Consider the following 23,802-nt stretch of genomic DNA (forward strand, 5'->3'; position numbering starts at 1 on the left):
ATTATGATACAATATACAAATGTTTTGAGAGATTGACAAAGGAAAGGTGGGAACGATATGCTGCATAATCCGACCGGTAAGGAGCGGCTTGCGCTGGCTTTTCTTCTCGGAATGCTTGCGATACTGGGGCCGCTCAATATAGATATGTATCTGCCGAGTTTCCCTGAAATCGCTGAAGATTTAAGCGCCCGAGCATCGCTTGTCCAGCTCAGTTTAACCGCATGTCTGATCGGACTGACAATCGGACAGGTTGTTGTCGGCCCGTTAAGTGACGCGAAGGGAAGAAGAAAACCGTTATTACTATGTATTTTTTTATTTGCGTTGTTTTCTCTGTTTTGCGCACTTGCACCGAACATTACTACATTAGTGATTGCCCGTTTTCTTCAAGGATTCACCGCTTCGGCAGGACTCGTTTTATCCCGTGCAATCGTCAGAGATGTGTTTTCGGGAAGAGAGCTTTCTAAATTTTTCTCGCTGCTGATGGTCATTACCGCCGTCGCGCCGATGGTGGCGCCGATGACGGGAGGCGCGATTTTACTGCTTCCGTTTGCATCATGGCATACGATTTTTCTCTTTTTAACCTTTATCGGGTTTTTGCTTGTTCTTATCATTGCGCTCAAGCTGACAGAAACCCTGCCGCCGGAAAAGCGGATTCCGAGCTCCATCGGAAATTCCGTGCGGACAATGGGAAGCCTGCTGAAGGATCGGTCATTTATCGGCTATGCGCTGACGGTCGGTTTTATTCACGGCGGGAGCTTTGCGTATGTCTCCGGAACGCCTTTCGTGTATCAGGATATTTACGGAGTCTCGCCTCAGGTATTCAGTGTTTTATTCGGCATAAACGGTCTGGCGATCATTACCGGAAGCTTTATCATCGGGCGTTTCGGCGGAATCATTCACGAAAAAAGCCTGTTGAGAATCGGCGTGATTACAGCGATGACGGCGACTGCCGTTCTGCTCGTCATGACGATCATTCACGGACCGCTGGCGGCACTGGTGATTTCAATTTTTATTTATATGATTACGATCGGCATGACGCTGACAAGCACCTTTACATTGGCGATGGAAAAGCAGGGACACCGCGCGGGAAGCGCAAGCGCACTGCTTGGCATGCTTCCGCTTCTTCTCGGTTCCATCGTGTCGCCGCTTGTGGGGATGAATGAAGCGACGGCCGTCCCGATGGGGGCAATTATGTTCACGACATCCGTTATCGGTTCCATCGCTTTTTTCGCCTTAACAACAAAACCGGAGAAAGCAAAAAAGGAGTGAAATGATTCACTCCTTTTTTTGATGCCCGTTATTCATATTTCTTCAGCACGATCGCCGAATTATGCCCGCCAAAGCCGAATGAGTTGGAAAGGCCGATCGTTAACGATTGATGGCGGGGCCCGTCTGCTACATAGTCCAAATCACATGCCGAATCAGGGTGCTGCAGATTGATCGTCGGCGGGATGATGCCGTGTCTCAGGCTTTCTGTCAGAGCGATGGCTTCAACGCCGCCTGCCGCGCCAAGCATGTGGCCGAGCATTGATTTGTTGGCCGTAACCGGAATATCATACGCAAGCTCCCCGAATAATGTCTTGATGGCCAATGTTTCAGAAAGATCTCCGGCTTTTGTGCTTGTCGCATGAGCGCTTACGACATCAATGTCTTCCGCTGAAACGTTCGCCTTTTTCAAAGCGTTTTTCATCGCCAGGTATGCGCCCGTTCCTTCCGGATGGGAGGCCACCATATGATAGGCGTCAGAGCTCGCACCGTAGCCGAGCACCTCACAAAGGATCGGGGCATTTCTGCCGATTGCACTATCCAATGATTCCAATACTAAGATGCCCGCGCCTTCACTCATGACAAATCCATCACGATCCGCGTCAAACGGACGGCTTGCAGCGGCGGGGTCTTCGTTTCTCGCTGACAGCGCGTGGGCATTGCCGAAGCTGGCTAATGACAAATTCGTAATCGCCGCTTCCGCTCCCCCGGCAAACATGATATCTGCGTCATCATTCCGGATGGCGTTGAATGCTTCCCCGATCGACGTATTGCCGATGGAACACGCGGTGACGGGAGAAAGTGAGGGGCCGAGCGCGCCTAATCTGATGCTGATTTGAGCGGCGGCCGCATTTGAGATCATCATGGGGACAAGGCTTGGGCTCACTTTTCGCGCTCCCCGTTCATTTAAAGTATGAACGTTATCAATCAAAGTCGTGATGCCGCCGATTCCCGAGCCGACGTACACGCCGAGGCGTTCACGGTCAATCTGATCGAGCTGAATCCCGGAGCTTTCAAGCGCCTGTTCCGCTGCCGCTAAAGCAAACTGGCTGAAACGGTCAAGCCGTCTCGCTTCTTTTCTGCCCCATCTTTCTTCTGCGTCAAAATCAAGGACGGTGCCGGCTATTTTTGTCTTGGAGCCGGAGACATCAAACGAATCGATGAAAGAGATTCCCGATTTTCCTTCCGTCAGGTGTTTCCAAAATGTATGCACATCATTGCCGAGAGGTGAAATCACTCCCATTCCGGTGATCACAACTCTTTTCATGGTCATTCCTCCTTCGGTATGTATTTATTGTAACTCGCAATTATCCTATTACAAGTTGTTGTTTATCCTAGTATAATAAATACCAGGGTAAGAGAGGAGAGATTCGGTATGATACCAGAAGGAAGATTGCAGGCGCTCTCAGAGTTTTTAAAAACGCAGCGGGCCAAAATTTCTCCGCAGATGGCCGGGCTGCCGATGGGCACACGGAGAAGAACGCCCGGACTCCGAAGAGAAGAGGTCGCGCAATTAGCCGGCGTAAGCACCACGTGGTATACGTGGCTGGAGCAGGGCAGAGACATTAAAGTGTCCGCAGCCGTATTGGACGCCGTTTCCGATGCGCTGCAGCTGAACAAAGATGAGAGAAATTATTTATACGCGCTTGCCATTGAGGAGGGCGTGAAGCAGCCGTTTACCGCGGAGGAAGAAGCGGTTATCAGCCCGTCGCTTTCAAAAATTCTGCAGGAGCTCCGTTATTGTCCCACCATTATCTCGGACAGGCGGTGTCATATCGTGGGATGGAACCAGGCCGCGGCTCACGTATTTTTAGATTTTGAACAAATTCCTCCTGAAAAACGGAATCTCATAGAGCTATTGTTTTCCAGAAAAGAATTAAGAAGTTTAGCCGTGAACTGGGAGCACTTTGTGAAAGGATTCATCGCCATTTTCAGAACGTATTACGGCCAGTATGTAGCTGATACGTGGTATTCTCAGTTTATAGAAGAAATGGAGAAAACGTATTCGGAATTTCATACGCTGTGGAATGAGAGCGAAGTCAGCTCGGCACCCGAAGTATTAATTGAGTTCCGCCACGCGAAGGCGGGAAAAATGGTCTTTAACCTGACTTCATTTCAGGTTCAGGGCAACAGTGATCTGCGCTGCAGTGTGTATACGCCGGTAGATCATACCGAAACGGAAGCAAAGCTGAAAAAGCTCTTCGAAAACAGATGAAGAACAGAACAAAACGGGAGGCGGCCGCCTCCCGTTTCAGTTTAAAATAAAAGCATGAGACCGGCGATGGCCGGGGTTAAAAAGATGGCTGATTTCAGAATGACTTTCGGCACGAGGTTGGTGAATTTCGCTCCGACATATGCGCCGCACATCGTTCCGATCAGCACTTTGACCAACAGCATATAATCGACAAATCCTTCCGTCACATAACCGAGTCCTCCGCCGACCGCAAGCGGGATAATGACAAGCATGGTGGTGCCGACCGACTGGCGGATGGATAAGCGCAAAAGAATCATTAAGCCGATTTGGATGAAAGGGGCAGAGCCGATTCCGAACGTTCCGGACAAGATTCCTGCGATGACACCGAGTACAACGGCTTTCACCCATATGTTTAGATTGCTTTGCTGTCCCGAATCTTCTTGTGTTTCTTTTACAATAAATAACCGGACTAAAATAAGCAGAGCAGATAAAAACAGCATGCCCGCCGTCAAGTAATGCAGCAAATCTGCGGGGATAAGGGAAGTAAGCCTTGCCCCGAAAAACGAACCGAATGCCGCAAAAACGCCGACGATGAGACCGATCTTCATCTGAATATTGCCTTCACGGTAGTGGCTGAATGCCCCCGACAAACTTGTGAAAGCCATTCCGGCAAGGGAGGTGCCTAAAGCCGTATGAATCGGTACGTGAAACAGTATAGTTAAAAGTGCAATGACAAAACCGGCTCCCCCGGCGCCGATAAACCCGAGAATAATCCCGAGAAGAAACATAACGAGTATAATAAGCACAATCTTCTCCTCCATTTAGATGCCTGATCACCATGTTCCGCTCCGCTGTATCAGGTTTTAATAATCGACCGTAGTCCGTCGACCGTCGTCTGATATCTTTATGTTACCTCAAATTTAAGGTATTGGCAAGAAGCCGAATTGCTTTTATACAGAGGGTTTACAGCTCTTTCACCATCACTTTTTCACCATTGAAGTCCAGCTCTCCATTGAATGAAAAGCCGAATCTTTGATAAAGCCGCAATGCGTGCACATTATCTTCAAACAGGCTTAAATAAATCCGTCTGCAATCATATATTCGAACGAGATGACGGATTAGGGCATCAAGCAACAGCTTGCCAAATCCCCGTCCCTGATAGCGTTCATCAATAAAAAAACGGTCAAGCCACACTCTGCCGTTTTCATTTTCCTCATCATATTCCGGAAACCATCCGTACATGGCAAAGCCGACCAATTCCCCGTTAACATAAAGACCGGCCGGCTGATAATGCCGGCAATCCTCAGCATCTTGTAAGCACTCTTCCGCGGTTTCAATAAATGAAATCTGGCTTTCCCTTACATGAAGCGCCAGTATATCGGCACGGTTTTCTTCCGTGACTGTTCTGATTTCAATCGTCATACTTGATACTCCTCTTCCGCTTTTTTTGAGACGGTAAAGCTTTCATTACGTAAGCCATTTGTGAATCAGCCTTCTCTCGGATACAATGATCATCATAAAGGATATGGTTACCGTATAGTCAAGGAGGCATTATGAGCGAAGACGTCAGAAAATACTTCACAACGGGTGAATTTGCAAAACTGTGCCACGTAAAAAAACAAACCCTGTTCCATTATGACGAGATCGGCCTGCTTTCTCCGGAAATCAAAAAAGCGAACGGATACAGATACTATTCCTATCATCAATTCGAACTGTTCCAGGTCATCGGTCTGTTTAAGGAGGTCGGCGTGCCCTTGAAGCAGATCAAACCGCTCTTAACAAACAAAACCCCTGAGGGTATCATCACGCTTTTAAAAGAGAAATCTTCAGAAATCGAAAGCAAAATCAAAAAGCTGGAGCACCTGCAAAGGATGATTCGGACAAAGGTGAAGCTGACCGAACAAGCCTTGGAGACAGACTTTTCCTCCGTCTCATTGCAGCGATTAGATGAAGAGACACTTATGATAGGACGGCCCGTACTCCATTTGCCAGAACGGCAATATACTGCCGCCATTTCCGAATTGATCCGCTATATGCGGGTACATGAGCTCGATCAGGGGCATCCGGTCGGCGGACTGTTTGCGCGGGAGCAGATTCTGAAAAAAGAATTCTACAACTACACCCATTTTTATATGAAGACAGAAGAAGGCATAGAGAATAGAGACCTCCATATCAAGCCGAAAGGGCTTTATGCCGTCGGGTACCAAATAGGGGATGAAGCGGAAGCGGCTTACCGCAGCATCATGCAGTTTATTGAAGAGTATGGGCTGGAAATGGGCGATTATGCATATGAAGAATATATGCTTGATGAAGTTGTGGCGGACGGGTTTGACAATCAGATCACAAGAATCCAGCTGCAAGTCCGCAATCGATAAAGCCGATGCCGCCGTTCATTTACGTCTTCTAACAAACCTTGTATAATGAGAAAAATCAGATTGCAATTGAGGTGAAAAACGATATGTTTCTAGCCCCCTTATTTGAACATGATGTACCGGCAGCACTTCTCCGCCCTTAATGGAGGAAAGTGACTGCGCTTCTCTCCGTTAGGGCATATGACGTGACCTAATATGATAACGGAGGGTGCATCAAATTGAAAAATACATTGTTCGGTTCGATTTATTTGGCATTGGCCGCCAGTATCTGGGGCGGTATGTATGTCGTTGTAAAAGTTGTGGTAGCGGTCATTCCGCCGCTTGAACTGGTATGGCTGAGATATGCGGTGGCGCTTCTGTCGCTTTTGATTCTCAGTTTATTTACACGCCAATCCTGGAAAGTTCATAAACGTGATTTATTACTGATCGCTGCGATCGGATTGATCGGCAACACGGTTTCGATCGTCACGCAGGAAATCGGCACGAAATTATCAACCGCGCAGATGGGTGCGATTATTACGGCATCCACTCCCGCATTTATGGTTGTATTTGCCCGGCTGATGTTGAAAGAACGGTTAACGCTGAAAAAAGGAATATCGACAGGGCTGGCGACGATCGGAGTATTGCTCATTGTGGGGAACGGAGATCTCAATATGTCGAGCCAGCTCGGCGGTCTCTCGCTTCTGGCTGCGGCGCTGACATGGGCTTTGATGTCCGTGCTGATGAAACGGGTACCCGGCCATTACTCACCGCTTGTCGTCACAACGTATTCCATTTGCGTCGCATTTGTCATCCTGACCCCGTTTACAGCGGGCCCGCTTCGGGAGATTCCTTTGTCTCAGCTTGCCCGGCCTGAGATATGGGGCGGACTTTTATATCTGGGTGTGATCTCAACCGCCTGCGCGTTCATGCTTTGGAATCGCGGATTGCAATTGCTGAATGCGGCAAGCGGCGGTCTGTTTTTCTTCTTTCAGCCGCTTTCCGGGACTTTGCTCGGCTGGCTGCTGCTGGGAGAGACGATCGGAGGAACCTTCTGGATCGGGGCGGCTCTTATTGTTTCAGGCGTCGTTCTCGTCATGAAAGAAAAATAGAAAATGAAAAAAAGCCATTCAGCAAAGGGACTGACCCCATAATATGAGACAAACAAAAAACACCTTCAAGTTTGAAAACGGATCGTTGTTATCCGAAATTAGACTTGGAGGTGTTTTTCTATGAGGGCAAGAGTGAGTTATCCGGTTGAAGTCAAACAGAAGGCTGTAGAAATGAGATTGGCGGGCGTGCCTGTGAAGGAGATCATGCAGGAATTGAATATAAAGAATAAGACGCAGGTGCAGACATGGGTCAGGTGGTATAAAGCTGGGGACACACATCGATTCGAACAACCTGTCGGAAAGCAATATTCTTATGGAAAAGGTCCAGAGTATTCTTCCGAATTAGAGAAACTGCAGGCAGAAAATCGTTATCTGAGACAACAGAATGAAGTGTTAAAAAAGTACAACGAATTGGAAAGGAAGCTGATAGCGAAACGCCAGTCGAGCTTGTAGAAGCATTGCGCGGCACAATGACCATACAGGATATCTGTATTCATTTAGGTATCTCACGAGCATCTTATTATCGTTGGAAGAAGAATCTGATGAAAGATAACCCTAAATACCATTTAGAAAAACAAATCGGCACGTTGTGCCGAGAACACAAGTATCGATATGGCTATCGGAAAATCACAGCCATATTAAAAAAGGGAATGCGTATTAATCATAAAACGGTTCAGCGCATTATGCAGAAAAATCAGTGGCAATGCCGGGTTAAGGTGAAAAAGCGCAAGAAGAATGGGCAGCCATATGCCGTGGCCGAGAATATATTAGATCGGAACTTTCAGTCTGATCGCCCTCTGGAAAAGCTAGTAACGGATATCACATATTTGCCTTATGGGCAGAAACAATTGTATCTTTCCAGTATATTGGATTTATACAATGGAGAAGTGATTGCTTTTACGATTGGCGATAGACAGGACACAGATTTTGTCTTACACACACTTGATCAGCTGCCCGTACTCCCAGAGAACTGCGTGTTACATAGTGACCAAGGTTCTGTTTATACATCTTATGAGTATCAGAAAGCTGTTAAAACAAAAGGCATTACCATGAGCATGTCCCGTAAAGGGACACCCGCTGATAATGCCTCCATCGAATCGTTTCATTCCTCACTAAAGTCTGAAACGTTCTACCTCGACAGGTTGGAAAGCACTACGACGACCATCGTAGAGCAAACTGTCGAAACCTATATATACTATTATAACAACATTCGTATTCAAACGAAACTAAACAACCAGCCGCCGGTCACATACCGACAGCTGGCTGCTTAAAGGTGTTTTGATCCCTGTCTCAAAAACGGGGGTCAGTCCCCAAATGAATGGCTTTTTTCTGATTTTCCGGCAGGATTCGCTCCGTCATACACAGAAAACAAGGAGCAGAAACGGATCATGGGCACCGGTACTCTCAAGGTGCAATACTCGGACCCTCAGGGTTTCGTCAATTAACATAACGGGCGGTGAAAAAATGGAGCCAAAATGGCTTGAATGGGCAAAACAGCTTCAATCCGCGGCGCAAGCGGGGCTGGCTTATTCCAAAGACATATATGATATTGAGAGATTTGAAGAAATAAGAAAAATAAGCGTGGATATCATGGCGCATCATACCGGCATCGATAAAAGGGTCATCAAAGACGTATTCGCCGGTGACACGGGCTATCCCACTCCGAAAGTTGATATCAGAGCGGCAGTTTTTAAAGATCAGAGCATATTAATGGTAAGAGAGAAAAGCGACGGCAGATGGGCGCTGCCGGGCGGATGGGCTGATATCGGGATTTCTCCGGGCGAGACCGCTGTCAAAGAAGTAAAAGAGGAATCGGGAATCGAAGTAAAGCCCGTTAAACTGTTAGCTGTAATGGATAAGAAATGTCATTCCCATCCGCCGTCCGCCGCCCACGTTTACAAAGTGTTTATCAAATGCGAGATCATCGGCGGCCGGATCAGGGAGGGAACAGAAACAAGCGCCGCCGGCTTTTTTGCGGAAACGGAACTGCCGCCGCTATCTGAAGCCCGCAATACAGATAGTCAGATTGAAAAGATGTTTGCGTATCTCAAACATCCGGACGAACCCGTTTATTTTGATTAAGGCAGCAATCAGAAAGAAAAGGGGGCCCGAGTATAATGGAGGATTCAATTAAACAGCAGGCGCAGCGGCAATTTGCCAAAAACGCCGCGAAATATGTGACTAGTCCAGGACACGCCGCAGGAGAGGATTTGGCGTATCTCGTTTCAGCTTCCGGTGCCGAAAAGCATATGGACGTGCTGGATATCGCGACGGGAGGCGGACATACGGCTAACGCTCTCGCTCCTCTCGTACGCTCTGTTATCGCCTATGACCTCACGGAAGAAATGTTAGCAGCCGCTGAAGCATTTATAACCGGAAACGGATGGACGAACGTGTCATTCGAAAAAGGCGATGCTGAGAAGATGCCGTTTTCCGATGCTGCTTTCGATATCGTCACATGCAGAATCGCGGCGCATCATTTTCCCGATGTCAGAGCCTTTGTTCATGAAGCGTTTCGGGTTGTCAAACCGGGCGGCAGACTGCTTCTCATTGACAATACCGCACCTGAAAAGGATGAATATGACCATTTTTATAATGACATTGAGAAGAGACGGGATCAGAGCCACTTTCGGGCGTGGAAAAAAACAGAATGGCTCCGTTTTCTGGAGACAGCCGGCTTCCGGATTGAATCCGCTGTCTGCTTTTTGAAACCATTTCAATTTACCGTCTGGTGTGAACGGGCAGGCCTGACTGAAGAGAAAGCCGCATTACTGGAAAAACAGATGCTGGATGCTCCTCGTGATATACAGCGGTTTTTTTCTGTAGAAAAGGATCAATCAGGCCGTATTGCGGGCTTCACAGGTGAATCGGCCTGTTTCTGCGCGATCCGTCCCGTCTGAGACGAAAAAAACCGCTGTGCAGTTTTCCTGCCCGCGGTTTTTTTCGTATTATCTGTTCTTGATTTGAGAAATAATAGCGGAAGTGACATCTTCCGTTGAATGTTTTCCGCCGACATCAGGAGTCAGAATGCCGCTGTTTGTGACCGTTTCAATAGATTGTAAGAGGAGATGGCCCAGTTCCTCTTCTCCGAATGAATCGAGCATTAATTTCGCCGTCCATATTTGGCCTATAGGATTGGCAATTCCTTTTCCGACAATATCCGGGGCGGAGCCGTGAACAGGCTCAAACATGGAAGGATATTTGCCGTTTACATTGATGTTGGCTGCGGGAGCGATTCCGATGCTTCCCATAATCGCCGCGCCGATATCTGTCAGCACATCTCCGAACAGATTCGAAGCGACAATGACATCGAAGCGTTCCGGCTGCGTGACAAAGAAGGCCGCCAGTGCATCGATGTGCTGGGAATCCGTCTCAATCCCGGCGTACTCACGGCTGACCTCTTTAAAGATGTCATCCCAGAACGGCATCGAGTGAACAATACCGTTTGATTTCGTCGCGCTTGTGACGTGTTTCCGCCGACTTTCCGCCAGTTCGAAAGCATACCGCATCACTCTTTCCGTACCCCGGCGGGAAAAGACCGCGTTTTGTATGGCGATTTCGTCCTCACCCTGATAGATTCTGCCGCCGACAGAGCTGTACTCGCCCTCACTGTTTTCGCGGACGACTATCAGATCAAAATCCTTCGGGTTAACGAGGGGGGAAGTGATTCCCGGCAGGAGCTTTGCCGGCCGCACATTAATCACCTGTTCAAATTCCCGGCGTATCTTGATGAGCAGCCCCCACAGCGAAACATGATCGGGGACGAGTTTTTGATTCCCCACCGCCCCCAAAAACAAAGCATCAAAGTGCTGTAACCTTTCTAATCCATCATCCGGCATCATAGTCCCGTGCTCCAAATAATACTCGCAGCTCCACGGAAAAGAAGTGAAATCAAAGGCAATGCCTCCATGTAATTCGGCAATCGCATTCAACACCCGCTCCGCTTGAGGGACTGTTTCTTTCCCCACACCGTCCCCCGGTATGCTGGCAATCTTGTATGTTTTCATGTTTCCGTCACCTCTGAATGAATTGTTTTCGGTTTACGGCAGACCGTCGACCGTCGTTCATTATAATTCCATATTACGCCACCTCCGATATGCTGACAAGCTCGGGAATGTTGCTTCCATAGATAAACTGTTATATGATCTTGGTAACAATAAGGCCTAAATTGTATGAAGAGGTAGGAAAGATGGATAATTTTAAATTAGATAAGCCAATCCCGTATTATCTGCAATTTTATTCCCAATTGAAAAAAATGATATTTGACGGGATTTTTAAACCGGGTGAACGGCTGAATGAGACTCAGCTGGCCAAGGATTTCGGAGTCAGCCGGTCGCCGGTCAGAGAAGCCATGCGGCTCCTTGAAAAGGACGGGCTTCTGACGGCAGACGATCGAAACGGCTTTGTCATTTATTCTTTGTCCGTTAAGGATGTTGAAGAGATTTATAAAATCAGAATGTCACTTGAATCACTGGCAGTCGAACTGGTTATTGATGAAGCGGCTGAGAGTGAAATTGACCTCATTGAAAAACAGCTGCGCGAGACGGAAGAAGCCATCAATAAAGGCGTCAAAGAGACTGAGATTATTTCCTTGAACGAGACGTTTCATCAGCTCCTTGTGGATTTCAGCCATAACAGCCGGCTGGCCATGCTGCTTGAGCATGTCAATGTGCTGATTCATTTTTGCAGAGTTCTTAATTTTAAAGGCGATGACCGTGCGGAGGTTATCCTGCATGAGCACCGGAAAGTCTTTGAAGAAATAAAAAAGGGCGACAAAACAAAAGCCGTGCAATATATGACGGAGCATCTCAAGCATGATGAAGAACATCTGAAAGGCGTGCTGAGAGCGGAAGAAACAGACGAATCATCACGATAGACAAGGTGAAATGCCTTGTCTTTTTTTGCCGATGTCATCGAACCGTCATAAAGACCCGACGGATGTTCCTTGCATGATTTTTTCCGCGTCATTTATGATGGATATGGAAGAGACGCAAAAAAGGCAAAGGAGATTGAAAAATGGCGAAACATATTCTGATGATCAATTTTCCCGCAGAAGGACACGTAAACCCGACATTGGGTATGACAAAGGCCTTCAGCGAACGGGGCGATCACGTTCATTATATCTCAACGGAAAAATACAAAAGCAGACTGGAAGGAGTAGGGGCGAAAGTTCATCTTCACAGCGATCTGCTCAGAATGACACCCATTGATCCCGGCAGTCCGTCCGGCATACTTGCATTTTTAAAGGTTCATATCAAAACGTCACTGGAGATTTTACATATTGTGCAGCGGCTGGCAGAGGACATTCAATTCGACGCCGTCTATTATGATAAATTCGGTGCGGGAGAGCTGGTGCGGGATTATCTCAACATTCCCGGCATCTCTTCTTCAGCGTCCTTCCTGTTCAATGAAGACCGTCTGAAAATACTGCCGCTCCACCCGGAATCGGGCGTGCCGTTTCAGCCGGACAGGGAATGTGAAGAGCTGTTGGCCGAGATGAAAGACAAATACGGTGTCGCCCCTGACAGCATGGTTCAATTTATGAACAACACAGGTGAATTGAACGTCGTCTATACAAGCAGATATTTTCAGCCCGAAAGTGAGACATTCGGAGATGAGTATTTATTTATCGGTCCGAGTTTTCCGAAGAGAAAAGGGCGCGTCGACTTCCCGATTGACGCATTAAAGAATGAAAAAGTCATTTATATCTCAATGGGAACGGTGCTCGGGGACACGGAAGCGTTTTTCAATCTGTGCATAGACGCGTTCTCAGATTTTGAAGGAAAAGTAGTCATTGCCGCCGGGGAAAAAGCCGATCTGTCGAAAATCAAACAGGCGCCGGAAAACTTTATCATCGCCCCGTACGTGCCGCAGCTTGAAGTGCTGGAGCAGGCCGACGTGTTTGTCACGCATGGCGGAATGAACAGTGTAAATGAAGGCATTCATTATCAAGTGCCGCTGGTCGTCATCCCGCACGATAAAGACCAGCCGATGGTTGCGCGTCGCCTGACTGAATTGGATGCAGGCTATACCGTGCAAAAAGATGAAGTAAGCGCTGAAAAGGTAAAGCTTGCCGCGGAAGAAGTGCTGCATAACGGAAAATACAAACAAGGCATTCAAGCCATTAATGAAAGCTTTAAAGAATGTACGAACATGAAGGATGTTCTCGCCCGGATCGACCGGTTTATTGAACAAAAACATGCTCAATAATACATGGAAAAAGCCTGTTTCCTCTGCCAAAGGGAAACAGGCTTTTTATAATGGCTTTTAGATGATGTGATGTTCTTCATTTGCAAGTTTCACAAGAGTCAAAAGAGATTCTGCCTCACGTGCGTCGAGTGTTTTTGCCAGACGGTTTTTTTCAAAGATCTGCTGGCCGAAGACATTCACAGACGCCTGGTCAACCGCCGTGTGCCAGTCCTTTTGTGAATGATTCTCAGAAAAAGAGAAAACGAACACGGTGAAGACCGCTATAAGCATCGCCATGACCCAAAATTTTTGCCGATTTCCTGCTGCTGACATAGGCCGCCTCCTAAACATTTTACTGGTATTAGATCATATATGAGCTGTTTTTAACAGAGTAAAGAAGTCATTATTTCATGTAGTCCAAATGAAACGGAGCACAGCCGAAAGCCCGCCGGTCAGACCGATGAGCCAATTCATATTTTGTTCATATTTTATTAAAAGTTTATCCAAGTCTGTCCTTTACAGTAGATATAACCACAAAATGCTGCTGAAAGGAGCCTTTAAAAAATGCATATTCATATGATCAACAAAAACCAGTTTGAGAGTGACTTGGAGGCGGCCGGCTTCAGCCGTCAGGCAGATGATATTATCGGCAAAATGAAAGAGTACGTAACGGAATACGCGGCTTCATCCGAACGGTTCCTGATTGAAATTCAAACCGTCATGAACGAATACAAAGCCGTCGTCTGCGCGATGTTTTCGACCATGGAAATTGCCGGTGCAAATAAAGACGAGAAGCATGTTGAATTCGAAGCCTGCACAGTATTGTGTGAATAAAAGACATTTATCAAACCTCCGCGGCTGCCTGAACGGCAGTATACTGACTGTGTTTCGAGAAGGGAAAATATTGAAACTTCTAAAGCGGCCGTTCGTATAAAAGAGTAAATCAGCTTGTATATGGAGGTTCGTGAAATGAACGATAAGAAAAAACAAGCGTTTGAACAGCTTTTCAGCACTTTAGACGAAAGACATGAAATAAACGGCGCTGTATTGGCAGCGGAAAACGGCCGCATCTTATACCAAGGTTCATTCGGCGCTGCAGAACTGAAAACAAAGAGGATGCTGAATGACCAATCGGTCTTTGAATTGGCCTCAGTATCGAAGCCGTTTACAGCTTTAGGCGTTATCATTTTAGAGCAGCAAGGGAAGCTGCGTTATGACGATATGATAGAGCGGTGGCTTCCTGATTTTCCTTATCCGGGCATTACCATTCGGCATTTACTCCATCATACGTCAGGATTGCCGGACTATATGGAGTTGTTCTTAACACATTGGGACCGGGAGAGAATTGCCGTTCATCAAGATGTGATCAATATGCTCAAGCAGCATAAGCCGGATGCTTATTTCCCGCCGGGCAAGGAGTGGCTTTACAGTAATACGGGGTATGTGGTGTTAGCGGTTATTATAGAAATTGTATCAGGCATGAGTTTTGCTGAATTTATGAAACAAGCCGTATTTCATCCGCTTCGTATGCACGATACGCGGATTTATAACAGAAGGCTGAGTAAAGAAAACATTCCGAACTATGCATATGGCTATGTGTATGATGTTCATTCCGGAGAATATGTGCTGCCGGATGAACTTGAGGAAACTGATTATGTCGTCTTTCTTGACGGAATTCAAGGTGACGGAACCGTTAACTCCGCTATTAGAGATTTATATCTGTTTGATCAGGCTCTTTATACGGAAGAAATCATCGGCAAAGAGTCTAAAGATCAAGCGTTTACACCGGGCTATTGGAATGAAGAAGAGCAATTCGGATACGGATTTGGCTGGATGATTCAAAACAGCCCCCAAAAAGGGAAGGTTATCAGTCACGACGGAGGCTGGCCGGGCTATTCAACTCTGATGATCCGGTATATTGACCAGAATAAAACATTGATTTATCTCAGCAATATGGAACAATCGTATCAATTTGAACAAGCTGTGATTGCCGCGGCTGTAAACATCTTATTTGATCAGCCATACGTGATTCCGAAACGTCCGGCAGATCAGAAAAAAGCAGATATCGATCCTGCGATTTACAGCAGATTTACCGGCAATTACTCATTTCAGGATGACACACATGCATCGGTGGCGGTAAAAGAAAACCGATTGTATCTTACAATAGACGGGCAGACTCCATTCGAATTATTCCCAATGACGGAAACCCGTTATTTTGTCAGGGCGCTGCCGCTTGAAATTGAATTTGCAGGTGATAAAGCACAAACAGCCCCGCATTTCGTTTTATATCAGGACGGCACAGAAGAAACGGCTGTGCGGATAGACTGAGTGACATGCAAAACAAAACCGCCGTCCTGAGAAGACGGCGGTAATAGAAAAGTCAAACCCCTTTGATGACGCGAAATTTTCTTTTCGGCTCTGACATAAATATAGAAGAAAAAATCATAGCTCCGAGCATTGTGATGTATTCCATATAAAGCGAAACTTCTGCCAAAACCAACCCCGCAATCATTAAAACAGCGCCCAATACCACCGCAAAAACCTTCGTTTTCATGATGAGTTCCCCCTATTATCTGATAATTGAATTATACTGCATCTCCATTAATGTGTACATTTTGTGAACAATTTCACCTGATGAAAGGCAATAAAGAGAGAGTTGAAGAATTAGGAGAAATGACAGGCAATCTTTTTGTTTTACTGAAGAAACGAAAGGGAAGTGAAAAATCAAAAAGGCAAAGGAGTTCTTGAAATGAAAGCGAGACTATTTTTATTCAGCATGTTTCTCCTGATCCCCGTTCTGGCGCTTGCCGGATGCAACAGCCAATCTTCAGGAGGAAGCGAAAAAGCGAAAGACAAAGAAACGCACTCTCACGAAGACATGAATCACTCAGGTTCATCCGAGGTGCCGAAAGGTTTAAAGAAGGCCGAAAATCCGACTTATAAAGTCGGCAGTGACGTCATGATTTTAGCTTCTCATATGAAAGGCATGAAAAATGCGCAAGGAACCGTAAAAGGTGCTTATGATACAACGGTTTACAGTGTATCTTACACTCCGGAAACGGGAGGAAAGCGCGTCGAAGATCATAAATGGGTCATTCAGGAAGAGCTGAAGGGCGCCGGGGATAAAACGTTAAAACCGGGTGACAAGGCCGTGATCGAGGCATCCCATATGAAAGGCATGAAGGGCGCCGAAGCCGTTATTGATTCAGCCAAAAAGACAACCGTTTATATGGTCGACTATACACCGACTGACGGCGGCCAAAAAGTAACCAATCATAAATGGGTGACAGAAGACGAGCTCGCTGCCGCAAAATAAAAAGACCGCAAAAGCCGAAGGAACTCCTTTGGCTTTTTTGCGGTCTCACATTTATGCGGATTTTCTTTTCAAAGCGGGTCTCGTTAAAGAGAATACAGCTAACGCGACAGCGATAATGACAATCAAACCGCCGCACCAGGCTGTTGCTGTGACTGAACCGGTTTGTCCGATCACGCCGCCGCCGATGGCTGACCCGAGCGCGATGCCGATCTGCAAAGCGGACGTGTTGAAGCTTTGCTGAATATCGGAAGACTCAGGCGCAATTTTGATTAAATAACTTTGCTGCGCCGGCGCAAGGCTCCAGCTGAGCAATCCCCAGATCACCATCGCAGGCAGGAAAATGATTAAAGAAACCGTTGTCAGCGGAAGAATAAACAGGATCAGAGCGAAAGAAACGGTCACAAGCATGATGCTTTTAAATGCTCCTAAACGGTCATACAGCCAGCCTCCGAACGGGCCGCCGCATACCGCTGACAGACCGAACAAAAAGTAGCATACACTGACCCAAACGGAACTCAAATGAAGCGTTCTTTCCAAAAAAGGCGCAAAGTAGGCATAGAGTGTGTAATGCCCCGCCAATGTAAACAAGGTGACAAGATGTGCGCTGGCAATTTTGGCGGTCCCGATCGTCTTGATCTGCTCACGAAACGGAATCATTTTTTCGGCAGGTATTTTTTCAAAAAAGACGCTGATAATCAGCATGGAAACGAGAGATAATACGCCGATTCCCAAGAACAGAACGCGCCACCCGAAGGCATTGCTGATGATAATACCGACAGGCACGCCTAAAGCGATTGCGGAGCTGAACCCCATGAAAATGATGCCGATCGCCCGCGCTCTGTATTCAGGCGCCACGATTTTAGGAGCAATCGTTAAAGAAAGGACGACAATCAGCCCTGTGCTCATGGAAGCGAGAACCCGTGACACCATAAGTACGGCGAAATTGGGACTGAAATAAGCCACCAGATTACTTAGGAAGAAAATAAACAGTGCGATTAAATAAAGCCGCTTTCGTTCAGCCTTTGCCGTCACTGCCAAAAGCAGCGGGCCGGATACCGCGTAACCGAGCGCAAACACGCTGATCAGCTGCCCCGCGCTGACGATGGATATATCTAAGTCGGAAGCGATTTGCGGAAGAATACCGCCCACAATTAATTCAACTAATCCGACTGCGATGGTAGATGCTGCAAGCAGAAATACTTTGAAATTCATGTGCAGATACTCCTTTTTTTATTTTTTAGAAAATAAAAAATCCTGATTACAAAAAGTGTACGGGACAATTTTTGTAATCAGGATTTTACGGTTCCTGGTAGACACCCTCAAACCATATCATTGAGGTTATACAATGTATGCAATATTCGGTTGTGTCCGTTTCTGCAAAAAATTCTACCATAATAGTGAGGGAGATTCCATAGAAAATTCGAGGAAATCCTTTCAATTTCAATTTCGGCGGCTGTAACGTCATTGATGAAGCAGGGAAAAAAATTTATGATAACCGTAAGGAGTCTATACAGATCAAACATTATACAGCCGGAGGAAACCGATGAATAAGTACGAAAAAATCGCCAACGAAATGAGAAAGAGGATTAAAAGCAGTGTATATGACATAGATCAGCCGATCCCGGATGAAAAGACGCTCGCTGCGGAGTTCGGGTGCAGCCGGATGACGATGAAGCGGGCGCTTGATACACTTGCGGCTGAAGGAATGCTTTTCAGAAAAAGAGGGCACGGCACGTTTATCATTCAATCAGCCATGCAGGATGAGCACGTTCACGTAGTCAGCAACGAAATTCTCGGCCTGAGCAATTTGTTAAAAGACAAAGATATCAAGAGCAAGGTCATCCGGTTTGAAGTGCAGTTTCCGTCTCAAGATGTCGCCGCGCATTTGGCCATCGATGAAAAGACTCCCGTCTATTATGTAGTGAGGCTCAGAATTGTTGAAGGCGAACCGTACGTTCTTGAAAAAACGTACATGCCGGCGAGCCTTATACCCGGCATTAATGACGAGGTGCTCAACCATTCCATCTACGATCATATTACGCGGGAACTCCAGCTCAAAATCGCAGGCTCACACAGAAAAATCAGAGCGTGCAAGTCGGATGATATGGATCAGCAATATCTCGGCTGCCGGTCGGATGCCCCGATACTTGAAGTCGAGCATGTAGGCTTTTTGGACAACGGCACTCCCTTTGAATATTCATTTTCCCGCCACCGTCATGACAAGTTTGTCGTGACCTCAGTCAATATAAAACGTTCATAAAAACGCCGAAGAGTGAGAGAAAAACTCACTCTTTTTTTGTTGCCGCTGATTTACATCTTCGCTTCTTTTATGTTATTATATTACCCAATGATAGAATCATCCTACAAATTTCAGAGGTGTTTTGATGGAGATATCCAAAACAAGCAGACTGTCGCTCGTAGAACAAGTGGTGGCGCAAATTGAATGGTTAATTCAATCGGATAAATGGCCGGTCGGGACGCGCATTCCCCCTGAGCTGGATTTAATGAAGCAATTTGATGTGAGCCGAAACACATTGCGTGAGGCCATTCGGGCGCTCGTACATGCCGGCCTGCTTCAGACAAGGCAGGGGAGCGGTACGTATGTCAGCTCATCCAGTGTTCTCGGCGCGGCATTTTACCGCCATATTAAAAAATCAAATTTGCTTGAAACATTAGAAGTCAGATACGCACTCGAAAGAGAAGCTGCGCGATTGGCGGCGGAAAGGCGTAATGACGAAGACCTGAAAGCACTGAAGGCATGCTTGGATGAATGTGAAGCGGCCTTGCAAAATGAAGATCGAAAACGATATGCCGAGGCTGACATTAAACTGCACAAAACCATTGTACAGGCAGCCCATAACAACATGCTTTCTGATCTTTACGAGCATATGACGGAGGCGCTTTGTGCGTCAGTCCATAACCTGTTGGAAATCACCCCTGCTATACGGATCCACACCCAGCTTGCCGCCGCGATTATTGGACAGAAGCCGGATCAGGCCATGGAGGCCGTCAACCAATACATCACAGTATTTAAAGATACAATACACATGGAGGATGAACATGAAAATTAAAGACGAACATCAAATTCTGCAAGCAAATCAGCGTAAAAAACTGATATTGCTGGTCATCGGAGTCATATTGATAGGGGCCAACCTCAGAGCGCCTCTGACATCGGTCGGGCCGCTCGTTTCCTCAATTCGGGACAGCCTCGGCATGACCAATGCGGCTGCCGGCACCATTACGACAGTGCCGCTTTTGGCCTTTGCATGTCTGTCGCCGTTTGTTCCTTTATTGTCGCGGCGCTTCGGGACCGAGATTGTGTTACTGTCATCATTAATTGTCCTGACAGCCGGAACTCTGCTGCGCTCCATCGCCGGAATCGGCACTCTCTTTTTCGGAACGATTCTGTTGGGATTGTCGATCGCCGTATGCAACGTCCTGCTGCCGAGTCTCATTAAACATAAGTTTCCTGGAAATTTAGGCATCATGACCGGCGTCTACTCGGTTTCTATGAATCTGTGCGGCGCGATTGCATCCGGCATCAGCGTGCCGATCGCCTCTTCAGCGGGGTTAGGCTGGAAAGGCGCGCTCGGCTGCTGGGCTATCCTTTCTTTCATTGCGTTTGTCATGTGGATTCCGCAAATGCGAGGACGCGAACTGCCTATCCGCACGACTGGGACAAACGGAGAGAAGAAAAGCAGTCTGCTGCGGTCTCCGCTGGCTTGGAAGGTGACGATGTTCATGGGGCTGCAATCCCTTATTTTTTACACCGTCATCGCTTGGCTGCCGGAAATTCTTCAGCAGAATGGTCTCAGCTCAAGTAAGGCGGGATGGATGCTTTCATTAATGCAATTCTCAGTCCTGCCGATTACTTTTATCGTGCCGATCGCTGCCGCTAAAATGAAAAATCAGCGCGCACTCGCCGGACTGACAGCTTTATTTTTCCTTATCGGCATTGCCGGCGTTCTTTTCGGAAGCCCGGCTCTCACTCCGCTATGGGTCATTTTGATCGGAATTGCGGGAGGATGTGCGTTCAGCTTGGCGATGATGTTCTTCAGCCTGCGGACACGGCATGTTCATGAAGCCGCGGCGCTTTCCGGCATGGCTCAGTCATTCGGATACCTGCTTGCCGCGTTCGGGCCGCTCGTATTCGGTTTGCTGCATGACATCACGCACGGCTGGACGGTTCCGTTATTCATGCTGATCGCAGTCTCCGTTCTGATTTTTATTTTCGGAGTCGGAGCGGGAAAAGCAGAACAGATCAAAACAGCATAAAAAAACAAAGGGCCCGTTTAGGGTCCTTTGTTTTTTATTTGAAAAGCTGTCTCAGGCCGTCACGCTGTCAGTTTTAAGCCGATGACACCGATGAGGATAAGCCCCAGAGACACCAATTGTGACAGGTTGAATTTTTCTTTAAACCAAAGTATGCCCACGGCCGAAACGCCGATGCTTCCCATGCCGGTCCAAGCGGCATACGCGACACCTGTGGGAAGAACCTGCATCGCTCCGGAAAGGCAAAAGAATGAAAGCATAAAGCCTGTTACCATGACAATCAGCGGCCACTTTTTTTTAAAACCGTCAATATGTTTCATGGCAACGGCCGCTACAACTTCCTCCGCTCCGGCAATAAATAACAGCAGCCATGCCATTAATGTTCACCCCTTGTTTCAGTTTCTTTCGTAAATACCTTCATTCCTAAAATGCCGGACAACAGCAAAGCCAAAAAGAATATTTGCCCGATTGAAAACGATTCGCCTAAAATGACGCCCGTTACATATGTGCCGACGGTGCCTATTCCGACAAAAACGGTATATGCGGCAGCCATTGGAATTTTTTTATAAGAGCGGATCAGCATCAGAAAGCTGACGGCAATCAGAAGGAAAATACCAATCCAATCAAAGAGCGAATCCGCATGCTTCAGGGCGGACGCCCAAACTACTTCTAACAGTCCGGCTATCAATACAAGCAGCCAATACATGATACAGTCACCTCAGTTATGAATGAATGTCAGTCATTTTTACGGCGGTCAAAAATGATCGGTCTCCGCCAATCATTTCTGCAAGCTTCTTTTGAGAAAGCTGAATATTTCTTTTTTATATACTTCGAGATCGACATCCTGTTCACAGCCGATATAAAACCGTTCAGCCGCGTTCTCGACAACGTTGATAATCGTTCTGGCCGTCCATCTGACATGAATGCCGCTGTGGACCTCACCCTGTTCAATGGCCGTATTGATCACGCCTTCCAGCCAGGAATAATAAGGCTGATAAATGGCTTCCCATTTCTCCATTGAATGATCGATGGCAAGACCGGAATAACAGAGAACGATAATATCTTTATGAAGCCGGGTGATGTGAAATGTCTCATCTACCAAAATGTCCAGCAACGTCCAAAAATCTTCAGAACCGTCCGTTTTCCCTTTTATTCTGTCCAGCGTAGTGTCGAGCAGGTTTTCTGCAATCGCGGATATCAGTGCGTTTTTAGAAGAAAAATATAAGTAAAACGTCCCTTGGGCCGTTCCGGCTTTTTTGACGATTTCTGAAATGGATGCTTTGTCTAATCCTTTTTCAGAAATGACTTCAATCGCGGCTTGCAGGATCTTTTCGTATTTTCCCGAGCTTTGTTTTGCCAATAGAGGGGTTCCTCCTTTTATGAATGACTGTCATTCATTTTATCGCATGTTCTCTTTTTTGTCATCCCTTAAAATAAAAATACCGGAAAGAAAACCATACTTCTTTCCGGTATTCGTCATTTATCACTGTCGATCATAGCCTTCGGCAGTCCCGTATATTTTGCCCAGTAATAAATACCGAGCGAACCGATGGCGATCAGAATCAGGTCAAGCGGATTGCTGATAATGCCCAATCCGTGGCCGAACGAGCCGAGATAGGAGAAAATCAGCATCATGACATAAAAGCCGACGATCCACCATGCTGATTTCAGCTGCTGCCGTATGCTGACATCATCTTTGGGAGCATATTTACTGAAACAGAGATAGATCAGAAACATGACAATTTGAGAACCGAGAAGCCAGGATACGGTGCGCCATCCGGACCAATATACAATATAAGAGGTAAAAATAAACGACAGCGGCCCGATGATGCTCATCCCTTTTAAATAAAACGGTCTGTTAATATTCTTCGCGTTGACTCTCAGCGCCGCAGAAGAAATCGGCGCAATCGCATAAGACAGAATCAATGCGACGGAGCATACGTTGACAAGAGCGTTCCAAGAAGGGAACGGAAGCGTCCAAAAAACAGCCAGACCGAACGAAAGCCAAAGGGAGGCGCGCGGTGTCCCGGTTTCTTTATTGACTTTAGAAAAAATGCTGAATAATGTTCCGTTTCTGGCCCAGGCATAGACGAGACGTGAAGTCGTATTCATAAAGATATTTCCGTTACCGCCCGGTGATAAAATCGCATCTAAAATGACCAATGTCGCCAGCCACCCCAAACCTAGCAAAACGGCGATATCTTTGAACGGAAGGGAGAATTCAGTCCCGATAGCCGGCCATCCGTGCTTCAGGGTATCCGCTGGGATCGCCCCGATAAAAGTGAGCTGCAGCACGGTGTAAATAATAGTAGACACGATAATACAGACAATCAATGCGATCGGAATGTTCCGCTTGGGGTTCTGCACTTCACTCGCGACAGCCACAATCGGATGCAGCCCAAGATATGCAAACATGACGCCGCCTGTGGAAATCGCGGCCTGAATTCCGGTGAAACCAAAAGGCGAGAATCCGTGAACGGTCATATTGCCCGGGTGAAAATGAAAAATCAGTACCACAATTACCGTAATCGGTACGACATATTTAAAAATCGAAATAATGAAGTTTGCTTTCGCAAAGGTTTTGACACTCCAGTAATTGAGGAGGAAGAACAGGCAGAGCAGCGCAAATTGCAATATCCACCCGGCAATTGTCGGAGAATCGGAGCCTTTTACGGTCAAACCGGGAAACCAATACGCCACGTATTGGCGGACTGCCGTGACTTCTATAGAAATAAGACTCGTGTATGCCACAATGGTGACAAAGGAAATTAAATATCCGACGAGGTGTCCGTGTGAATATACGGGATAACGGATAATTCCCCCGGTCCGCGGCAGCGCGGCGCCCAGTTCCGCATAAACCAAGCCGATCAATAAGATGATTCCCCCGCCGATCAGCCAGGAAAAAACGCCTGATGGGCCCGCTTTAGAGGCGACGTTACTGACGGCAAACAGCCATGCCGAACCGAATATGGCTCCCATGCCGATTAAAATAAGATCAAAAAGTGACATAGTTTTCTGGAAGTTTCCTTGCTTAGACATTCGCTGCCTCCTTAGAAAAGACATTGTTCTCTTTACATAATTCCCATTATCATTCAAACATAC

The 23,802-nt window shown here is 46.9% G+C and carries 26 protein-coding genes and 1 riboswitch; of the genes, 15 read left to right on the forward strand and 11 right to left on the reverse strand.

Going from position 1 to position 23,802, the window contains the following annotated elements:
* Positions 1-57: 57 nt before the first annotated feature.
* The gene (locus NYE42_RS02925) at positions 58-1,269 is read left to right on the forward strand and encodes a Bcr/CflA family efflux MFS transporter (protein ID WP_015239269.1); all 1,212 of its coding nucleotides are present in this window, start codon (positions 58-60) and stop codon (positions 1,267-1,269) included.
* 28 nt (positions 1,270-1,297) lie between these two features.
* On the opposite strand, the gene fabF is transcribed toward NYE42_RS02925, so the two are convergent.
* The gene (fabF, locus tag NYE42_RS02930) at positions 1,298-2,533 is read right to left on the reverse strand and encodes a beta-ketoacyl-ACP synthase II (protein WP_144664546.1); all 1,236 of its coding nucleotides are present in this window, start codon (positions 2,531-2,533) and stop codon (positions 1,298-1,300) included.
* Positions 2,534-2,641: 108 nt separating this feature from the next.
* On the opposite strand from fabF, the gene NYE42_RS02935 reads away from it, so the two are divergent.
* Positions 2,642-3,481 (forward strand): helix-turn-helix transcriptional regulator, encoded by an 840-nt coding sequence (locus NYE42_RS02935; protein WP_014417044.1) that lies wholly within the window; start codon positions 2,642-2,644, stop codon positions 3,479-3,481.
* A gap of 41 nt (positions 3,482-3,522) precedes the next feature.
* Here NYE42_RS02935 and NYE42_RS02940 read toward each other — a convergent pair whose 3' ends face one another.
* Both NYE42_RS02940 and NYE42_RS02945 read right to left on the reverse strand, forming a co-directional pair.
* A complete protein-coding gene (locus NYE42_RS02940) occupies positions 3,523-4,266 on the reverse strand; it encodes a sulfite exporter TauE/SafE family protein (protein WP_015416927.1) in 744 nt (247 codons plus the stop codon).
* 157 nt (positions 4,267-4,423) lie between these two features.
* The gene (locus NYE42_RS02945; protein WP_033575018.1) at positions 4,424-4,882 is read right to left on the reverse strand and encodes a GNAT family N-acetyltransferase; all 459 of its coding nucleotides are present in this window, start codon (positions 4,880-4,882) and stop codon (positions 4,424-4,426) included.
* Positions 4,883-5,013: 131 nt separating this feature from the next.
* Between NYE42_RS02945 and NYE42_RS02950 the strand changes: the two genes are divergently transcribed.
* From NYE42_RS02950 to NYE42_RS02970, 5 genes are all read left to right on the forward strand, one after another.
* Positions 5,014-5,835, forward strand: coding sequence for a MerR family transcriptional regulator (locus tag NYE42_RS02950; RefSeq protein WP_095352354.1), 822 nt, complete (start codon positions 5,014-5,016; stop codon positions 5,833-5,835).
* A gap of 215 nt (positions 5,836-6,050) precedes the next feature.
* A complete protein-coding gene (locus NYE42_RS02955; protein ID WP_015239274.1) occupies positions 6,051-6,923 on the forward strand; it encodes a DMT family transporter in 873 nt (290 codons plus the stop codon).
* A 120-nt stretch (positions 6,924-7,043) separates the two neighbouring features.
* Positions 7,044-8,194, forward strand: a protein-coding gene (locus NYE42_RS02960) for an IS3 family transposase (RefSeq protein ID WP_095352997.1) whose coding sequence is annotated in 2 segments (ribosomal slippage) — positions 7,044-7,317 and positions 7,317-8,194 — 1,152 coding nt in all. Because the reading frame shifts where the segments join, the coding sequence is not laid out codon by codon here.
* Positions 8,195-8,387: 193 nt separating this feature from the next.
* A complete protein-coding gene (locus NYE42_RS02965; RefSeq protein WP_352426744.1) occupies positions 8,388-9,005 on the forward strand; it encodes an NUDIX hydrolase in 618 nt (205 codons plus the stop codon).
* A gap of 35 nt (positions 9,006-9,040) precedes the next feature.
* Positions 9,041-9,823 (forward strand): class I SAM-dependent methyltransferase, encoded by a 783-nt coding sequence (locus tag NYE42_RS02970; RefSeq protein ID WP_076425597.1) that lies wholly within the window; start codon positions 9,041-9,043, stop codon positions 9,821-9,823.
* Positions 9,824-9,871: 48 nt separating this feature from the next.
* Here NYE42_RS02970 and NYE42_RS02975 read toward each other — a convergent pair whose 3' ends face one another.
* Positions 9,872-10,930 (reverse strand): tartrate dehydrogenase, encoded by a 1,059-nt coding sequence (locus tag NYE42_RS02975; protein ID WP_352426745.1) that lies wholly within the window; start codon positions 10,928-10,930, stop codon positions 9,872-9,874.
* A gap of 182 nt (positions 10,931-11,112) precedes the next feature.
* On the opposite strand from NYE42_RS02975, the gene NYE42_RS02980 reads away from it, so the two are divergent.
* Positions 11,113-11,799 carry a GntR family transcriptional regulator gene (locus tag NYE42_RS02980; RefSeq protein ID WP_040238476.1) on the forward strand — a complete coding sequence of 229 codons (687 nt, stop codon included), beginning with the start codon at positions 11,113-11,115 and terminating at the stop codon, positions 11,797-11,799.
* Between the two features lie 140 nt (positions 11,800-11,939).
* Positions 11,940-13,133 carry a macrolide family glycosyltransferase gene (locus tag NYE42_RS02985; protein ID WP_031378603.1) on the forward strand — a complete coding sequence of 398 codons (1,194 nt, stop codon included), beginning with the start codon at positions 11,940-11,942 and terminating at the stop codon, positions 13,131-13,133.
* A gap of 57 nt (positions 13,134-13,190) precedes the next feature.
* Here NYE42_RS02985 and NYE42_RS02990 read toward each other — a convergent pair whose 3' ends face one another.
* Positions 13,191-13,445, reverse strand: a complete 255-nt coding sequence (locus NYE42_RS02990) for a hypothetical protein (RefSeq protein ID WP_040238473.1) — start codon at positions 13,443-13,445, stop codon at positions 13,191-13,193.
* A gap of 231 nt (positions 13,446-13,676) precedes the next feature.
* On the opposite strand from NYE42_RS02990, the gene NYE42_RS02995 reads away from it, so the two are divergent.
* Together NYE42_RS02995 and NYE42_RS03000 are read left to right on the forward strand one after the other, a co-directional pair.
* A complete protein-coding gene (locus tag NYE42_RS02995) occupies positions 13,677-13,946 on the forward strand; it encodes a hypothetical protein (protein ID WP_007409303.1) in 270 nt (89 codons plus the stop codon).
* A gap of 135 nt (positions 13,947-14,081) precedes the next feature.
* Complete coding sequence (locus tag NYE42_RS03000; protein ID WP_352426746.1) at positions 14,082-15,440, forward strand: serine hydrolase; 1,359 nt, start codon at positions 14,082-14,084, stop codon at positions 15,438-15,440.
* Between the two features lie 52 nt (positions 15,441-15,492).
* Here the strand turns inward: NYE42_RS03000 and NYE42_RS03005 are convergent, their stop codons facing one another.
* Positions 15,493-15,666, reverse strand: coding sequence for a hypothetical protein (locus tag NYE42_RS03005; protein ID WP_007409301.1), 174 nt, complete (start codon positions 15,664-15,666; stop codon positions 15,493-15,495).
* A 195-nt stretch (positions 15,667-15,861) separates the two neighbouring features.
* On the opposite strand from NYE42_RS03005, the gene NYE42_RS03010 reads away from it, so the two are divergent.
* Positions 15,862-16,428: a YdhK family protein gene (locus NYE42_RS03010; protein ID WP_007409300.1), complete on the forward strand. Its 567-nt coding sequence runs from the start codon at positions 15,862-15,864 to the stop codon at positions 16,426-16,428.
* Between the two features lie 51 nt (positions 16,429-16,479).
* On the opposite strand, the gene NYE42_RS03015 is transcribed toward NYE42_RS03010, so the two are convergent.
* Positions 16,480-17,640: an MFS transporter gene (locus tag NYE42_RS03015; RefSeq protein ID WP_007409299.1), complete on the reverse strand. Its 1,161-nt coding sequence runs from the start codon at positions 17,638-17,640 to the stop codon at positions 16,480-16,482.
* A gap of 54 nt (positions 17,641-17,694) precedes the next feature.
* A riboswitch (purine riboswitch) is annotated at positions 17,695-17,794 on the reverse strand.
* Between the two features lie 177 nt (positions 17,795-17,971).
* On the opposite strand from NYE42_RS03015, the gene NYE42_RS03020 reads away from it, so the two are divergent.
* The 3 genes from NYE42_RS03020 to NYE42_RS03030 all read left to right on the forward strand — a co-directional run bounded on the left by NYE42_RS03020 (position 17,972) and on the right by NYE42_RS03030 (position 20,703).
* Positions 17,972-18,688: a GntR family transcriptional regulator gene (locus NYE42_RS03020; protein ID WP_352426747.1), complete on the forward strand. Its 717-nt coding sequence runs from the start codon at positions 17,972-17,974 to the stop codon at positions 18,686-18,688.
* 124 nt (positions 18,689-18,812) lie between these two features.
* Complete coding sequence (locus tag NYE42_RS03025) at positions 18,813-19,499, forward strand: FadR/GntR family transcriptional regulator (RefSeq protein WP_040238466.1); 687 nt, start codon at positions 18,813-18,815, stop codon at positions 19,497-19,499.
* Positions 19,489-20,703 carry an MFS transporter gene (locus tag NYE42_RS03030; protein ID WP_199022391.1) on the forward strand — a complete coding sequence of 405 codons (1,215 nt, stop codon included), beginning with the start codon at positions 19,489-19,491 and terminating at the stop codon, positions 20,701-20,703. Before NYE42_RS03025 ends, NYE42_RS03030 begins: the two co-directional genes overlap by 11 nt.
* Before the next feature lie 59 nt (positions 20,704-20,762).
* On the opposite strand, the gene NYE42_RS03035 is transcribed toward NYE42_RS03030, so the two are convergent.
* From NYE42_RS03035 to NYE42_RS03050, 4 genes are all read right to left on the reverse strand, one after another.
* On the reverse strand, positions 20,763-21,077 hold the full coding sequence (locus tag NYE42_RS03035) for a multidrug efflux SMR transporter (RefSeq protein ID WP_003156024.1): 315 nt from the start codon (positions 21,075-21,077) through the stop codon (positions 20,763-20,765).
* Positions 21,077-21,406 (reverse strand): multidrug efflux SMR transporter, encoded by a 330-nt coding sequence (locus tag NYE42_RS03040; RefSeq protein WP_003156023.1) that lies wholly within the window; start codon positions 21,404-21,406, stop codon positions 21,077-21,079. Before NYE42_RS03040 ends, NYE42_RS03035 begins: the two co-directional genes overlap by 1 nt.
* Positions 21,407-21,478: 72 nt before the next feature.
* Positions 21,479-22,060, reverse strand: coding sequence for a TetR family transcriptional regulator (locus tag NYE42_RS03045; RefSeq protein ID WP_007409294.1), 582 nt, complete (start codon positions 22,058-22,060; stop codon positions 21,479-21,481).
* A gap of 116 nt (positions 22,061-22,176) precedes the next feature.
* The gene (locus tag NYE42_RS03050) at positions 22,177-23,739 is read right to left on the reverse strand and encodes an APC family permease (RefSeq protein ID WP_015239284.1); all 1,563 of its coding nucleotides are present in this window, start codon (positions 23,737-23,739) and stop codon (positions 22,177-22,179) included.
* Between the last annotated feature and the right edge of the window lie 63 nt (positions 23,740-23,802).

Origin of the sequence: Bacillus sp. FSL K6-2865 (assembly GCF_040311405.1) — a bacterium.
Classification (GTDB): Bacteria; Bacillota; Bacilli; order Bacillales; family Bacillaceae; genus Bacillus; species Bacillus velezensis.

What these genes read in the sequence shown, in the direction of transcription:
- NYE42_RS02970 (WP_076425597.1), top strand. Translation starts at nt 9,041, where the DNA reads ATGGAGGATTCAATTAAACAGCAGGCGCAGCGGCAATTTGCCAAAAAC.
- NYE42_RS03050 (WP_015239284.1), bottom strand. Translation starts at nt 23,739, where the DNA reads ATGTCTAAGCAAGGAAACTTCCAGAAAACTATGTCACTTTTTGATCTT.
- NYE42_RS03005 (WP_007409301.1), bottom strand. Translation starts at nt 15,666, where the DNA reads ATGAAAACGAAGGTTTTTGCGGTGGTATTGGGCGCTGTTTTAATGATT.
- NYE42_RS03040 (WP_003156023.1), bottom strand. Translation starts at nt 21,406, where the DNA reads ATGTATTGGCTGCTTGTATTGATAGCCGGACTGTTAGAAGTAGTTTGG.
- NYE42_RS03025 (WP_040238466.1), top strand. Translation starts at nt 18,813, where the DNA reads ATGGAGATATCCAAAACAAGCAGACTGTCGCTCGTAGAACAAGTGGTG.
- NYE42_RS03010 (WP_007409300.1), top strand. Translation starts at nt 15,862, where the DNA reads ATGAAAGCGAGACTATTTTTATTCAGCATGTTTCTCCTGATCCCCGTT.
- NYE42_RS03000 (WP_352426746.1), top strand. Translation starts at nt 14,082, where the DNA reads ATGAACGATAAGAAAAAACAAGCGTTTGAACAGCTTTTCAGCACTTTA.
- NYE42_RS02945 (WP_033575018.1), bottom strand. Translation starts at nt 4,882, where the DNA reads ATGACGATTGAAATCAGAACAGTCACGGAAGAAAACCGTGCCGATATA.
- NYE42_RS02965 (WP_352426744.1), top strand. Translation starts at nt 8,388, where the DNA reads ATGGAGCCAAAATGGCTTGAATGGGCAAAACAGCTTCAATCCGCGGCG.
- NYE42_RS02990 (WP_040238473.1), bottom strand. Translation starts at nt 13,445, where the DNA reads ATGTCAGCAGCAGGAAATCGGCAAAAATTTTGGGTCATGGCGATGCTT.
- NYE42_RS02980 (WP_040238476.1), top strand. Translation starts at nt 11,113, where the DNA reads ATGGATAATTTTAAATTAGATAAGCCAATCCCGTATTATCTGCAATTT.
- NYE42_RS02925 (WP_015239269.1), top strand. Translation starts at nt 58, where the DNA reads ATGCTGCATAATCCGACCGGTAAGGAGCGGCTTGCGCTGGCTTTTCTT.
- fabF (WP_144664546.1), bottom strand. Translation starts at nt 2,533, where the DNA reads ATGAAAAGAGTTGTGATCACCGGAATGGGAGTGATTTCACCTCTCGGC.
- NYE42_RS03020 (WP_352426747.1), top strand. Translation starts at nt 17,972, where the DNA reads ATGAATAAGTACGAAAAAATCGCCAACGAAATGAGAAAGAGGATTAAA.
- NYE42_RS03035 (WP_003156024.1), bottom strand. Translation starts at nt 21,077, where the DNA reads ATGGCATGGCTGCTGTTATTTATTGCCGGAGCGGAGGAAGTTGTAGCG.
- NYE42_RS02950 (WP_095352354.1), top strand. Translation starts at nt 5,014, where the DNA reads ATGAGCGAAGACGTCAGAAAATACTTCACAACGGGTGAATTTGCAAAA.
- NYE42_RS03015 (WP_007409299.1), bottom strand. Translation starts at nt 17,640, where the DNA reads ATGAATTTCAAAGTATTTCTGCTTGCAGCATCTACCATCGCAGTCGGA.
- NYE42_RS02935 (WP_014417044.1), top strand. Translation starts at nt 2,642, where the DNA reads ATGATACCAGAAGGAAGATTGCAGGCGCTCTCAGAGTTTTTAAAAACG.
- NYE42_RS03030 (WP_199022391.1), top strand. Translation starts at nt 19,489, where the DNA reads ATGAAAATTAAAGACGAACATCAAATTCTGCAAGCAAATCAGCGTAAA.
- NYE42_RS02975 (WP_352426745.1), bottom strand. Translation starts at nt 10,930, where the DNA reads ATGAAAACATACAAGATTGCCAGCATACCGGGGGACGGTGTGGGGAAA.
- NYE42_RS02995 (WP_007409303.1), top strand. Translation starts at nt 13,677, where the DNA reads ATGCATATTCATATGATCAACAAAAACCAGTTTGAGAGTGACTTGGAG.
- NYE42_RS02985 (WP_031378603.1), top strand. Translation starts at nt 11,940, where the DNA reads ATGGCGAAACATATTCTGATGATCAATTTTCCCGCAGAAGGACACGTA.